Annotated in this window: 8 protein-coding genes; 7 read left to right on the top strand and 1 reads right to left on the bottom strand. The window is 65.0% G+C overall.

Annotated features, from left to right (window positions below):
* Window positions 1–901 precede the first annotated feature (901 nt).
* Complete coding sequence (fusA, locus tag IB274_RS24500; RefSeq protein ID WP_192435449.1) at window positions 902–2,950, top strand: elongation factor G; 2,049 nt, start codon at window positions 902–904, stop codon at window positions 2,948–2,950.
* Between the two features lie 235 nt (window positions 2,951–3,185).
* Here fusA and gbcB read toward each other — a convergent pair whose 3' ends face one another.
* On the bottom strand, window positions 3,186–4,289 hold the full coding sequence (gbcB, locus tag IB274_RS24495; protein ID WP_192435448.1) for a glycine-betaine demethylase subunit GbcB: 1,104 nt from the start codon (window positions 4,287–4,289) through the stop codon (window positions 3,186–3,188).
* A 426-nt stretch (window positions 4,290–4,715) separates the two neighbouring features.
* Here gbcB and gbcA point away from each other — a divergent pair, with 426 nt between their 5' ends.
* The 6 genes from gbcA (at window position 4,716) to IB274_RS24465 (ending at window position 13,870) form a co-directional block, all read left to right on the top strand.
* A complete protein-coding gene (gene gbcA / locus IB274_RS24490) occupies window positions 4,716–6,005 on the top strand; it encodes a glycine-betaine demethylase subunit GbcA (RefSeq protein ID WP_192435447.1) in 1,290 nt (429 codons plus the stop codon).
* Between the two features lie 492 nt (window positions 6,006–6,497).
* Complete coding sequence (locus IB274_RS24485; protein WP_192435446.1) at window positions 6,498–7,475, top strand: dipeptidase; 978 nt, start codon at window positions 6,498–6,500, stop codon at window positions 7,473–7,475.
* Between the two features lie 125 nt (window positions 7,476–7,600).
* On the top strand, window positions 7,601–8,131 hold the full coding sequence (locus IB274_RS24480; protein WP_138213637.1) for a 4-vinyl reductase: 531 nt from the start codon (window positions 7,601–7,603) through the stop codon (window positions 8,129–8,131).
* Window positions 8,132–8,290: 159 nt separating this feature from the next.
* Window positions 8,291–10,351, top strand: coding sequence for a dimethylglycine demethylation protein DgcA (gene dgcA, locus IB274_RS24475; protein WP_192435445.1), 2,061 nt, complete (start codon window positions 8,291–8,293; stop codon window positions 10,349–10,351).
* Window positions 10,352–10,542: 191 nt separating this feature from the next.
* The gene (gene dgcB / locus IB274_RS24470; RefSeq protein WP_192435519.1) at window positions 10,543–12,510 is read left to right on the top strand and encodes a dimethylglycine demethylation protein DgcB; all 1,968 of its coding nucleotides are present in this window, start codon (window positions 10,543–10,545) and stop codon (window positions 12,508–12,510) included.
* A 127-nt stretch (window positions 12,511–12,637) separates the two neighbouring features.
* The gene (locus IB274_RS24465) at window positions 12,638–13,870 is read left to right on the top strand and encodes an electron transfer flavoprotein subunit alpha/FixB family protein (protein ID WP_192435444.1); all 1,233 of its coding nucleotides are present in this window, start codon (window positions 12,638–12,640) and stop codon (window positions 13,868–13,870) included.
* The last annotated feature ends 50 nt before the right edge of the window (window positions 13,871–13,920 follow it).

Below are 13,920 nucleotides of genomic sequence, written 5' to 3'. Positions count from 1 at the left end.
CTCTGCTGGGGGAAATCCAGCATAGCTCCGCCCCCCTCTGAACGCCGCGTCGGCTGTGTTTCAGCATTTGCCGAGAATCCGGGGGCAACCTTGTGATAAAGCTGTGGATAAAGGGGTGGAAGATGACGGCGGCGTGGCACTTTCATGAACAGCCGAAAATCGCCTCAGGATTTCAAATAAGCCCCGTCATTCCTGGCTTTCAGAGGTGGATGAGGGAGATGTGGAGATCTCCACAGCCGCTGTGGAGGCATGCTTGTCCAACCTGTGGAAAAACTGTTTGGAGGTGGCTGCGGAACCGATGGGGCGGGGCTTCCCTGAAGCTGGCTGTTTTCTGATCAGTCGCGCTTTTTCAATCACTTGCGAGCCTGTGTATCGATTGCAGCGAGTTTCCTGTGCACGATCCTTCCACCGCTATCCCCGGTTTGTGTTGACCCACTTGTGCGCCGCCTGTGGAAAACTTCGCCGGCGCCATGCCCTGCGCGGCTTCCGGAATGTTGCTCAAAGATTGACCAGCGAAGGATGTAAGAGACTGATCCAGAGCGACTTTTCCCCAGTGGCGCAGGCTGCGCGAAACTTTCCACAATGCCTGTGGGGCGAACCTCGCAGAAGGTGTTGACAACCTGTACCCAGATCGCTGCAGGCCACGCGGGGCGCGCCTTCGTTGGCTTGGTACGTTTTTTGATCAATCGACGAAAGTCCCGCCGTTACTGGCTTACAGCATATTTTCCGCTGGGTTTTCCACATTGGCTGTGCAGCGTTCTGCCAGGAACTTGTGGGCGGGTTGTGGATGAATCGCTGCGAGCCCCGCCGTGGCTGGCTCGCGTCGGGCTGCTCAATATTTGTCCAGGGGCGCAGGGCCTGCTGCCTATACTTCACTCACCCTGGGGGCGGGAGATTCAGCATGTCCAGTTACTCGGTGGAACAGATCCGCACCGTGGCCCTGGTCGGCCATGGCGACAGCGGCAAGACCCTGCTTGCCGAAGCGTTGCTGCAGCACAGCGGCGCCATTCCCAGCATGGGCTCGCTGGAGCGCGGCGACACCCTGTGCGACTCCGATCCGCTGGAGCGCGAATACCATCACTCCCTCGCCGCCGCCCTGGCGCACTTCGAGCATGAGGGCGCGCAGGTCCGGCTGATCGACACCCCCGGCTATCCCGATTTCATCGGCCACGCACTGCCGGCACTGGCGGCGGTGGAAACCGCGCTGGTGGTGGTCAATGCGCAAAGCGGCATCGAGCTGAGCACCCGCCACATGATGGACTGGGCCGGCGAGCGCGGGTTGTGCCGGATGCTGGTGGTAAACAAGATCGATGCCGAGCGCATCGACCTGCCGGGCCTGCTGGCGGGTTTGCGCGAGTCGTTCGGCAAGGAGGTACTGCCCATCAACTTGCCTGCCGAGGGCGGCGCCCGCGTTGTGGATTGTTTCTTCAATCCCGACGGCGAGGCGGACTTCTCCTCGGTGGCCGAGGCGCACCAGGCGCTGGTGGACCAGGTGGTGGAAGTGGACGAGGCGTTGATGGCGCATTACCTGGAGGAAGGCGAGGTGGCGCCCGAGGCGCTGCACGAACCCTTCGAGCGTGCCCTGCGCGAAGGCCACCTGATTCCGCTGTGTTTCGTTTCCGCACGTACCGGCGCCGGCGTGCCGGAGCTGGCGAACATCCTCGCGCGCCTCGCGCCGAACCCCACCGAGGGCAACCCGCCGCTGTTCCTGCGCACCGACGACAAGGGCGCCGAGCACCCGGTGAAATCCAGCCCCGACCCGGCCGCCCATGTGCTGGCCCACGTGTTCAAGGTGGTGATCGACCCCTTTGTCGGCCGCCTCGCAGTGTTCCGCGTGCACCAGGGCACGATTCGCCGGGAGATGCAGCTGTTCGCCGGCGACGGGCGCAAGCCGTTCAAGGTCGGCCATCTGTTGCGCCTGCAGGGAAAGAAGCACGAGGAGGCGCCATGGCTGATCCCCGGTGACTTCGGGGCGCTGAGCAAGGTCGATGAACTGGAGTACGGCGTGGTGCTGCACGACTCCCACGACGAAGACCACATCCACCTCAAGCCGCTGGATTTCCCCACGCCCATGCAGGGCCTGGCCATCGAGGCGAGCCGGCGCGGCGATGAGCAGCGCCTGGCGGAAATCCTCCAGCGCCTGCAGGCCGAAGACCCCTGCGTGCGCCTGGACTACAACGCCTCCACCCAGGAAACCGTGCTGCGCGGTATGGGCGAGATGCACTTGCGTTATCTGCTCGAACGCATGGCCGGGCAGTACAAGCTGGAAGTGCAGACCCGCGCGCCCAGCGTGCCTTACCGCGAAACGGCGACCCGCAGCGCCGAAGGTCACAGCCGGCATAAGAAGCAGACTGGCGGCGCGGGGCAGTTCGGCGAGGTATTCCTGCGCATCGAGCCGCTGCCGCGCGGCGAGGGCTTCGCCTTCGTCGACGCGATCAAGGGCGGGGTGATTCCCGGCAACTTCATCCCCTCGGTGGAGAAAGGCGTGCGCTCGGCGCTGGCGGCCGGGCCGCTGGCTGGCTTCCCGGTGGAGGACGTGAAGGTCACGGTCTTCGACGGCAAGAGCCACTCGGTGGACTCCAAGGACATCGCCTTCCAGGCCGCCGGGCGCAAGGCTATGCTCGATGCGCTGCGCAATGCCGGCGGCATCGTGCTGGAGCCGGTGATGCAGATCGAGGTGACGACGCCGGATTCCCATCTGGGCGATATCACCGCCGACCTCACCGGCCGGCGTGGCCAGGTGCTGGGCACCGAATCCCTCTCGGCCAGCGTCGCACTGGTGCGCGGGCAGGTGCCGCTGGCGGAGCTGGATGGCTACGCCAACCGGCTGAAATCCATCACCGCCGGCCAGGGCCTCTACAGCCTTTCCTCCAGCCATTACAGCGCCGTCCCACAAGACGTGCAGCAACGCCTGTCGAGTGGCTACAAGGCGGTCCCGGAAGAAGACTGAGCGAATGTGGATATTCGTCGCAGCCGCTGCCCGAAAAGGCCTGTGGTTGGGCCTTGGCGCGCGCCTGTCCGGCGTGTCTGCTGGAAAGGCGGAAGCCACGTGGCATGCGGGTTGCGGGTGGGATCGAAGCGGCCAGACGAGTCGGCCAGAGGTGTCTCCGAGCTTGCCTCGGGATACCTCCAGCCTGTGGATAACTCAGTGGGTAACATGTGTGGCAGGTGGGGGCAGGCTGTGATCAGTATTCGATCACCACGTCGCCCTTGGGCACGCTGCAGCAAGACAGGATGTAGCCCTCGGCGACGTCTTCGTCGGTGATTCCGCCGTTATGTTCCATCTCCACCTCGCCGGAGCGCTTCATCACCTTGCAGGTGCCGCAGATGCCCATGCCGCAGGCCTTGGGAATGTGCAGGCCGAGTTGCGCGGCGGCGGCGTGGACGGTCTCGCCCGGCGCCACGCGGATGCTCTTGCCGGTTTCGCAGAATTCCACCAGGTTCTGCTCGGCCAGGGGCACGGCTGGCGCCTCGGCGGCTTCGGCGGCCAGTTCCTTCACCTCGGCGCGGACTTCCGGCGGGGTCGGGCCGAAGGCCTCCTCATGGTAGCGCGACATGTCGTAGCCCTCGGCTTCGAGCAGGCGCTTGACCGCGTGCATGTAAGGCGTCGGGCCGCAGCAGAAGACTTCGCGCTCGAGGAAGTCCGGCGCCATCAGCTGCAGCATCGCCTTGTTCAGGAAGCCCCGGTAGCCGGCCCAGGACTCGCCCATCTCGTACTTCTCGCAGACCAGGTACAGCTTGAAGTTGTTGATCCGCGAGTTCATGTGCTCCAGCTCGCGGTGGTAGATGATGTCCTTGGGCGTGCGCGCGCTGTGTACGAAGACCATGTCGACGTTGCCGTTGGTGTCGAAGAACCAGCGCGACATGGACATCACCGGGGTGATGCCGACGCCGCCGGAGAGGAACAGCACCTTCTCGGCCGGGAAGTCGATGGCGTTGAAGTTGCCCACCGGCCCGTGCACCGGGATCTGGTCGCCTTCCTTGAGGTTGTCATGCAGCCAGTTCGAGACCTTGCCGCCGGGCACGCGCTTGATGGTGATGGAGAAGCTGTAGGGCACCGAGGGCGAGCTGGAGATGGTGTAGGAGCGCATGATCGGCTGGCCGTCGATCTCCAGCTCCAAGGTGACGAACTGCCCCGGTTTGAAGAAGAACATGATCGGCGCGTCGGCCATGAAGCAGAAGGTGCGCACATCCCAGGTTTCCTGGATGGCCTTCACGCAGCGCACCAGGTGGCGCCCGTTGGCCCAGGTCTGGGTGTTCACCGGATTGAGGAAGTTGTTCGTCGACATGCTGTCTCTCCGCGCACGCGGGCCGTGCTGGGCCTGATGGGGCAGCGCCGGGGCCCGCTTGCCTACGTTGTCTGAGCGTAGAAAGCACGGGGCCTGTCGGCATGCCTGATGGAGCGGATTGTGTGCACGAGGATGGCCGCTGCATTTACCTGCCAGCGACATTTGCATGCTTATCGCGACCTGCCGCCTGGCACGTGCCCTTGCGCGTCGGGAAATGATCTGGCCGTGTCGCCCATGGATAAGGGTAATTCGGGGTTGCGGCCCCACACTCAGCTCCATGCCGAGCAACCCCCAAGGTTGAGCGAGACGGCGGGAAACGGCGCACTCGGCGCGCCTGGCACCCGCCGCACATGCCCTGCGTGGCAAACCGTATCAGCCACTTATTTCCGCCTGCAGCCCGACCGGGCTGCGGCATGAGGACTAGCAATGGACGTCACCACTACCCTGAGTCTGGGCGACCCGCTGGAACCGGCCCGCAAGGCCACCGCCGAGATGCTGCGCAGCCGCGACCACAGCTTCTCGCTGCCGCAGCCCTTCTACAACGACGAGCGCCTGTTCCAGCTGGACATGCAGGAGATCTTCCACAAGGAGTGGCTGATCGCCGGCATGACCTGCGAGATCCCCGCCAAGGGCAACTTCCTCACCCTGCAGATCGGCGACAACCCGGTGATCGTCCTGCGCGGCGCCGAGGGCAAGATCCACGCCTTCCACAACGTCTGCCGCCACCGCGGCTCGCGCCTGTGCGTCAGCGACAAGGGCAAAGTCGCCAAGCTGGTCTGCCCCTACCACCAGTGGACCTACGAGCTGGACGGCCGCCTGCTGTTCGCCGGCACCGAGATGGGCGCTGACTTCGACATGAAGGACTACAGCCTCAAGCCGGTGAACGTGAAGACCGCCGGCGGCTACATCTTCATCTCGCTGTCGGAGAACCCGCCGGCCATCGATGACTTCCTGCGTACGCTTGAGCACTACATGGAGCCGTATGACATGGAGAACACCAAGGTCGCGGTGCAGACCACGCTGATGGAAAAGGCCAACTGGAAGCTGGTGCTGGAGAACAACCGTGAGTGTTACCACTGCAACGGTTCGCACCCTGAGCTGCTGAACACCCTGCTGGAGTGGGACGACGTCACCGACCCGCGCGCCAGCCAGGCGTTCAAGGACCAGGTCGCCGCCTGCACCACGGCCTGGGAAGCCGAGAAGATTCCCTATGCCCACGAAAGCTTCGGCCTGCGCAACCGCATCGTGCGCATGCCGCTGCTGCAGGGCACCGTGTCCATGACCATGGACGGCAAGCAGGGCAGCAAGAAGCTCATGGGCCGCATCCAGAATCCGGACCTGGGCTCGATGCGCATCCTGCATCTGCCGCACTCGTGGAACCACTGCATGGGCGACCACATGATCGTCTTCACCGTGTGGCCGATCAGCGCGCAGGAAACCATGGTCACCACCAAGTGGCTGGTGCACAAGGATGCGGTGGAAGGCGTCGACTACGACGTCGCTCGCCTGCGCGAAGTCTGGGACGCCACCAATGACCAGGACCGTCGCCTGGCCGAAGAGAACCAGCGCGGCATCAACTCCACCGCCTACCAGCCGGGGCCCTACTCCAAGACCTACGAGTTCGGCGTGATCAATTTCCTCGACTGGTACAGCGAGCGCCTGCTGAACAACCTGGGCGAGCAGTCCGCTCACGCCCGCCTGGTCGCCGAGAAGTAAGCCCCAGCCAGCCAGCGCCCCCGTCTTTCGGGGGCGTTGTCGTTAAGGAGGAAGCCACGTGGACGCCCTGCTCTTCTACAGCAGCTCCGCTTTCGTCACCGGTTTGGTGGCGTGGAACCTCTTTGCCTGCTGGCGCAAGCGTTGACGCCTGTCGCGTGACTTGCCCCTTGTAGGAGCGAGCTTGCTCGCGAACCTCTCCCCGGCGGGCTCCGTGCCGCCGCCGAATCACCCTCTTGCGCCGTGCCTGCAATGAAGAGCGTTCGCGAGCAAGCTCGCTCCTTCATCGCCTGCGCACCCCTAATTCGCGGCCACCATCCCCCCGCCTTCCCCATCGCGACGCAAACGCTGTCGCCCATGTCGTCGCCTTGACGCTTTCGGTTCGACCCTGGTCGCTTTCGAACCGGGTCTTCTCGGGGTGCAGGGATATCCTGCCTGCAAAGCGTCGGCACAAGTCCCGCCGCACCAGCCTTGCCTGAATAGAGAGACGCCAAGATGAGCCCAGCCGAACTTCACGCCGACAGCATCGTCATCGATGGCCTGATCATCGCCAAGTGGAACCGCGAGCTGTTCGAGGACATGCGCAAGGGCGGCCTGACCGCCGCCAACTGTACCGTGTCGGTGTGGGAAGGATTCCAGGCGACGGTGAACAACATCGTCTCCAGCAGCAAGCTGATCCGCGACAACAGCGACCTGGTGCTGCAGGTGCGCACCACCGCTGACATCCGCAAGGCCAAGGAGCAGGGCAAGACCGGCATCCTCTTCGGCTTCCAGAACGCCCACGCGTTTGAGGACCAACTGGGCTACGTCGAGGTATTCAAGCAGCTGGGCGTGGGCATCGTGCAGATGTGCTACAACACCCAGAACCTGGTCGGCACCGGCTGCTACGAGCGCGACGGCGGCCTCTCCGGCTTCGGCCGCGAGATCGTCGCGGAGATGAACCGCGTCGGCATCATGTGCGACCTGTCCCACGTTGGCTCCAAGACCTCCGAGGAAGTCATCCTCGAATCGAAGAAGCCCGTCACCTATTCCCACTGCCTGCCGTCGGGCCTTAAAGAACACCCGCGCAACAAGTCCGACGCCGAGCTGAAGTTCATCGCCGACCACGGCGGCTTCGTTGGCGTGACCATGTTCGCGCCATTCCTCGCCAAGGGCATCGACTCGACCATCGACGACTACGCCCAAGCCATCGAGTACGTGATGAACATCGTCGGCGAGGACGCCATCGGCATCGGCACCGACTTCACCCAGGGCCACGGCCAGGACTTCTTCGAGTGGCTGACCCACGACAAGGGTTACGCCCGCCGCCTCACCAACTTCGGGAAGATCGTCAACCCGCTGGGCATCCGCACTGTGGGCGAATTCCCCAACCTCACCGAGACCCTGCTCAAACGTGGCATGCCCGAGCGCGTGGTGCGCAAGGTCATGGGCGAGAACTGGGTGCGCGTCCTCGGCGAAGTCTGGGGCGAGTAAGTCGCTTTTGCGCTCTCCCACCGGGAGAGGGCCGGGGTGAGGGCCAGCCGCACTCACCCGCAGAACCCCACACCCCAACCCTCTCCCCAAGGGAGAGGGAGCCAAAAGAATTGGAGCGAAACCTCATGGCCAAGCACGCCCCCGAACTGCCCATCGAAGTCGACAGCGAAACCGGCGTCTGGACCTCCGACGCCCTGCCAATGCTGTACGTACCGCGGCACTTCTTCGTCAACAACCACATGGGCATCGAGGAAGAGCTGGGCGCCGAGCGCTACGCCGAAATCCTCTACAAGGCCGGCTACAAGTCCGCCTGGCACTGGTGCGAGAAAGAAGCCGAGTGCCACGGCCTGGTCGGCGTGGAAGTCTTCGAGCACTACATGAAGCGCCTGTCGCAGCGCGGCTGGGGCCTGTTCCAGATCGAGCAGATCGACCTCGACAAGGGCACCGCCCAGGTGCGCCTGAAGCACTCGGCCTTCGTCTACGTCTACGGCAAGGTCAACCGCAAGGTCGACTACATGTTCACCGGCTGGTTCGCCGGCGCGATGGACCAGATCCTCCAGGCGCGCGGCAGCGACCTGCGCACTGTTGCCGAGCAGGTCTACAGCGGCGCCGAGGAAGGCCACGACGACGGCCTGTTCGTCGTCAAACCCCTTTAAACGCCCCTTAACCCCATTGAGATTGAAAACGTAGCGAGCGAAGGGTAGGCGAGGCGGAGGCTGAATCGAAAAGCGGAGTTTACGAGTAGTAAATGAGCATTTTCGATTCAGCCTCCAACGCTGCATAACCGAGCGCAGTAGTTTTCAGAGGATGCCGCAATGGCTTTCGAGTCTATGTTCCAGCCGATCCAGATCGGCAAGCTGACCATCCGCAACCGCGTGCTCTCCACCGCCCACGCCGAGGTCTACGCCACCGACGGCGGCATGACCACCGAGCGCTACGTGAAGTACTACGAGGAGAAGGCCAAGGGCGGTATCGGCCTGGCCATCTGCGGCGGTTCCTCCGTGGTCGCCATCGACAGCCCGCAGGAATGGTGGAGCTCGGTGAACCTCTCCACCGACCGCATCATCCCGCACTTCCAGAACCTGGCCGACGCCATGCACAAGCATGGGGCCAAGATCATGATCCAGATTACCCACATGGGCCGCCGCTCGCGCTGGGATGGCTTCAACTGGCCGACCCTGATGTCGCCCTCGGGCATCCGCGAACCGGTGCACCGCGCCACCTGCAAGACCATCGAGCCGGAAGAGATCTGGCGGGTGATCGGCAACTACGCCCAGGCGGCACGCCGGGCGAAGGAAGGCGGCCTGGACGGCGTCGAGCTGTCCGCCGTGCACCAGCACATGATCGACCAGTTCTGGAGCCCGCGCGTCAACAAGCGGACCGACGAGTGGGGCGGCACCTTCGAGGGCCGCATGAAGTTCGGCCTGGAAGTGCTCAAGGCCGTGCGCCGGGAAGTCGGTGACGACTTCTGCGTCGGCATGCGCATCTGCGGTGACGAGTTCCACCCGGACGGCCTCACCCACGACGACATGAAGCAGATCGCCAAGTACTACAGCGACACCGGGATGATCGACTTCATCGGCGTGGTCGGCTCGGGCTGCGACACCCACAACACCCTGGCCAACGTCATCCCGAACATGACCTATCCGCCGGAGCCTTTCCTGCACCTGGCTGCCGGCATCAAGGAAGTGGTCAATGTGCCGGTGCTGCACGCGCAGAACATCAAGGACCCGAACCAGGCCACGCGCATCCTTGAGGGCGGCTACGTGGACATGGTCGGCATGACCCGCGCGCACATCGCCGACCCGCACTTGATCGCCAAGATCAAGATGGGCCAGATCGACCAGATCAAGCAGTGCGTCGGCGCCAACTACTGCATCGACCGCCAGTACCAGGGCCTGGATGTGCTGTGTATCCAGAACGCCGCCACGTCCCGTGAATACATGGGCGTGCCGCACATCATCGAGAAGACCACTGGCGTGAAGCGCAAGGTGGTGGTCGTCGGTGGCGGCCCGGCCGGCATGGAAGCGGCGCGCGTCGCCGCCGAGCGCGGCCACGACGTCACCCTGTTCGAGAAGAAGGAGCAGCTCGGCGGGCAGATCACCACCGCCTCGAAGGCCCCGCAGCGCGACCAGATCGCCGGTATCACCCGCTGGTACCAGCTGGAGCTGGCGCGGCTGAACGTCGACCTGCGCCTGGGCACCGGCGCGGACGCCGACACCATTCTGGACCTGCGCCCCGACGTGGTGGTGCTGGCCAACGGCGGCCACCCGTTCATCGAACAGAACAAACACTGGGGCGCCGCCGATGGGCTGGTGGTCAGCAGCTGGGACGTGCTCGACGGCAAGGTTGCGCCGGGCAAGAACGTGCTGGTCTACGACACCATCTGCGAATTTTCCGGCATGTCGGTGGCGGACTTCCTCGCCGACAAGGGCGCCCAGGTCGAGATCGTCACCGACGACATCAAGCCGGGCGTGGCCATCGGCGGCACCACCTTCCCGACCTACTACCGCAGCATGTACCCCAAGGAAGTGATCATGACCGGCGACCTGATGCTGGAGAGGGTCTACCGCGAGGGCGACAAGCTGGTGGCGGTACTGGAGAACGAATACACCGGCGCGAAGGAAGAGCGGGTGGTCGACCAGGTCGTCGTGGAGAACGGCGTGCGTCCGGACGAAACCCTCTACTACGCACTCAAGCAGGGCTCGCGCAACAAGGGCCAGATCGACGTCGAAGCGCTGTTCGCGATCAAGCCGCAGCCGTGCCTCAGCGAGGCTGGCGACGGTTACCTGCTGTTCCGCATCGGCGACTGCGTGGCCCAGCGCAACACCCACGCCGCGATCTATGACGCGCTGCGTCTGTGCAAGGACTTCTGATACAGGCCCGGTAAGGATCTCCGGCTGGCTCGGATAGCGCCCTCTCCCGCTTGCGGGAGAGGGCGGGGGGAGAGGGTGTTTCAGGCCATGCGCAGTGCCGGCTCGAACACCCTCTCCCTAACCCTCTCCCTGAAGGGAGAGGGGACTGGTCCGGAGTCCCCATTTCGGTCCCTGCGAGGAGACCCATGACAATGCTCAACATCATCCTCCCCATCCTGCTCTTCAGCGCCCTCGGCCTTGCCGTCCTGGGCGCTGTGAAGCGTTTTTCGATGTGGCGCCGCGGCCGGCCCGCCCAGGTCGACTGGATCGGCGGTCTGCTGAAGATGCCGCGCCGCTACCTGGTGGACCTGCACCACGTGGTCGAGCGTGACAAGTACATGTCCAAGACCCACGTCGCCACCGCCGGCGGCTTCGTGCTGGCCGCGCTGCTGGCCATTCTCGTCCACGGTTTCGGCCTGCACAGCCGCATCCTCGGCTTCGCCCTGTTGGCTGCCACCGCGCTGATGTTCGGCGGTGCGCTGTTCGTCGCCAAGCGCCGCCTCGACCCGCCTTCGCGCCTGTCGAAAGGCCCGTGGATGCGCCTGCCGAAAAGCCTGCTGATGTTCTCGGCGAGCTTCTTCATCGCCACCCTGCCGGTGGCCGGCATCCTGCCGGAAGGTTTCGGCGGTTGGCTCCTCGCGGTAATCCTCGCCATCGGCGTGGCCTGGGGTGTGTCCGAGCTGTTCTTCGGCATGACCTGGGGCGGCCCGATGAAGCACGCCTTCGCCGGCGCCCTGCACCTGGCCTGGCATCGTCGCTCTGAACGCTTCGGTGGCGGCCGCTCCACCGGCCTCAAGCCTCTGGACCTGCAGGACCCGATGGCGCCGTTGGGCGTCGAGAAGCCCACCGATTTCACCTGGAACCAGCTGCTCGGCTTCGACGCCTGCGTGCAGTGCGGCAAGTGCGAGGCCATGTGCCCGGCGTTCGCCGCCGGTCAGCCGCTGAACCCGAAGAAGCTCATCCAGGACATGGTCATCGGCCTGGCCGGCGGCAATGACGCCCACTTCGCCGGCTCCCCGTATCCGGGCAAACCGCTCGGCGAACACAGCGGCGGCCCGCACCAGCCCATCGTTGCGCTGGACGGCAAAGCGCTGGTGGATGCCGACACCCTCTGGTCCTGCACCACCTGCCGCGCCTGCGTCGAGGAATGCCCGATGATGATCGAGCACGTCGACGCCATCGTTGACATGCGCCGCCACCTCACCCTGGAAAAGGGCGCGACCCCGAATAAGGGCGCCGAGGTGCTGGAAAACCTCATCGCCACCGACAACCCTGGCGGCTTCGCCCCCGGCGGCCGGCTGAACTGGGCGGCGGACCTGAACCTGCCGCTGCTGGCCGACAAGCAGCAGGCCGACGTACTGTTCTGGGTTGGCGACGGCGCCTTCGACATGCGCAACCAGCGCACCCTGCGGTCCTTCGTGAAGATTCTCAAGGCCGCGCATGTCGACTTCGCCGTGCTCGGCCTGGAAGAGCGCGACAGCGGTGATGTGGCCCGCCGCCTGGGTGACGAAGCCACCTTCCAGACTCTGGCCAAACGCAACATCGCCACCCTGGCCAAGTACCGCTTCAAGCGCATCGTCAGCTGCGACCCGCACAGCTTCCACGTGCTGAAGAACGAATACGGCGCCCTTGGCGGCAATTACGAGGTGCTGCACCACACCACCTTCATCGATGAGTTGGTGCGCAAGGGTGCGCTGAACCTCGGCCAGAGCAAGGCTGGCAGCGTGACCTACCACGACCCGTGCTACCTCGGCCGCTACAACGGCGAGTACGAAGCCCCACGCGCTGTGCTCAAGGCCATCGGCATCGAAGTGAAGGAAATGGCCCGCTCCGGCTTCCGCTCACGTTGCTGCGGCGGTGGCGGCGGCGCGCCGATCACCGACATCCCCGGCAAGCAGCGGATTCCCGACATGCGCATGGTCGACATCAAGGAAACCGGCGCCGAGCTGGTGGCCGTGGGCTGCCCGCAATGCACTGCGATGCTCGAGGGCGTTGTCGCACCGCGCCCAGAGATCAAGGACATTGCCGAACTGGTCGCCGAGGTCCTCATCGAGGCCACCGAGGTGCCGGCAAAAAAGCCCTCGCTGGCGCGCCGTGAAGCAGCGGAGGAGGTGCACTGATGAACTCGTTGCACAGACCTGAACCTGTAGGAGCAAGCTTGCTCGCGAACCGCCCAAACTTCGGTGCTGATCCTTTCGAGAGCGAGCTCGCTGCTACGAAAAGCACCTTCGCGCTGGAGGCCTTGTCATGAGCGACATCATCCGCCGCGACCCGCGCGCCGAGTGGATCGCCCGCAACCGCCTTCACCCGCTGCACGCGGCCGTGCAATCGGCCCAGGGCGGCGAAAGCCGCTGGATGGGCCCCAACGGCGTGGTGCGCAAGAACCCCCACGCGGTCGGCTTCATCGGTCCCAATGGCGTCAAGCGCATCGACCGCTCCGGGAGCCAGCAGGGTACTGGAGGCAAGCGCAGCAGCGCGCCGGAAGTGGTGCAGTTGCCGCTGGTCATCCTCGAACAGCCTGCGTTCCTGATTGCCGTGGTACCGGACATGATCGGTGGCCGTCTTTCCAGCCACGACCGCGACCTGCTGGGCCTGGCCCGCAAGCTCGCCGGTAGCGACGGCGCGGTGCTGGCCGTGGTGTTCGGCGAGCACAAGGAAAGTGCCTTCGATACCGCTGGCGTCGACCGCCTGCTGCAGATAGAAGGCAACGAGTACGACGGCTACGCCCCGGAGCAACGGGTGCTGGCGCTGCGCTCGGCCAACAGCCAGCTCGCCCCGCGCCACTGGCTGCTGCCCGACAGCCGCAGCGGTGGCGGCGAGTTGGGCCGGCGCTTGGCCGCGAGCCTCGGCGAACGCCCGGCGACCCGCGTCTGGCTGGCCGAAGGCGAACGCTGCGTCGGCCGTGCCGGCGCTGGTCAGCAGGACCTGCATCGCGAGCTGCCGCGCCTGATCCTGGCTGCCGCCGAGTGCGCCGAGCCGGTCAGCGAGACCCGCCACGAAGCCCGCGCGGTGGAGCTGGACTCCGGCGTCGCACGCAATCTCCCGCGCATCGAAGACCTCGGCCCGGTGGCCGTAGATCCGGCGCAGATTCCCATGGCCGAGGCGGAGTTCATCCTCTCCGGCGGCAATGGAGTGAAGGACTGGGAGCTGTTCCACCGCGCCGCCATCGCCCTCGGCGCCACAGAAGGCGCATCGCGCGTGGTGGTGGACGATGGCCACATGCCCCGCACCCGCCAGGTCGGCGCGACTGGCACCTGGGTCACCGCGCGGGTCTATCTTGCCGTTGGCATTTCCGGCGCGATCCAGCACCTGCAGGGCATCGGCTCCTGCGACAAGGTAGTGGCGATCAACCTGGACCCGGGCTGCGACATGATCAAACGCGCCGACCTCTCGGTGATCGGCGATTCCGCCGCGATCCTCAAGGCTCTGATGGCCCTGGCCGAAGCCCATCGCAATGGAGCGGCGCGCGATGCTGCCTGACGCCTCCGGCTTCTTCGTAGGGCGCCTGAAGCCAAAGGCTTTATCCGCCA

The organism is Pseudomonas sp. PDM18 (assembly GCF_014852585.1).
Classification (GTDB): domain Bacteria; phylum Pseudomonadota; class Gammaproteobacteria; order Pseudomonadales; family Pseudomonadaceae; genus Pseudomonas.
Note: the sequence above shows the minus strand (reverse complement) of the source record. Positions and strands in the feature narration are given on the sequence as shown.

Excerpts from the sequence above, each read along its gene's own strand:
- fusA (WP_192435449.1), top strand. The coding sequence starts at position 902 with ATGTCCAGTTACTCGGTGGAACAGATCCGCACCGTGGCCCTGGTCGGC.
- gbcB (WP_192435448.1), bottom strand. The coding sequence starts at position 4,289 with ATGTCGACGAACAACTTCCTCAATCCGGTGAACACCCAGACCTGGGCC.
- gbcA (WP_192435447.1), top strand. The coding sequence starts at position 4,716 with ATGGACGTCACCACTACCCTGAGTCTGGGCGACCCGCTGGAACCGGCC.
- IB274_RS24485 (WP_192435446.1), top strand. The coding sequence starts at position 6,498 with ATGAGCCCAGCCGAACTTCACGCCGACAGCATCGTCATCGATGGCCTG.
- IB274_RS24480 (WP_138213637.1), top strand. The coding sequence starts at position 7,601 with ATGGCCAAGCACGCCCCCGAACTGCCCATCGAAGTCGACAGCGAAACC.
- dgcA (WP_192435445.1), top strand. The coding sequence starts at position 8,291 with ATGGCTTTCGAGTCTATGTTCCAGCCGATCCAGATCGGCAAGCTGACC.
- dgcB (WP_192435519.1), top strand. The coding sequence starts at position 10,543 with ATGCTCAACATCATCCTCCCCATCCTGCTCTTCAGCGCCCTCGGCCTT.
- IB274_RS24465 (WP_192435444.1), top strand. The coding sequence starts at position 12,638 with ATGAGCGACATCATCCGCCGCGACCCGCGCGCCGAGTGGATCGCCCGC.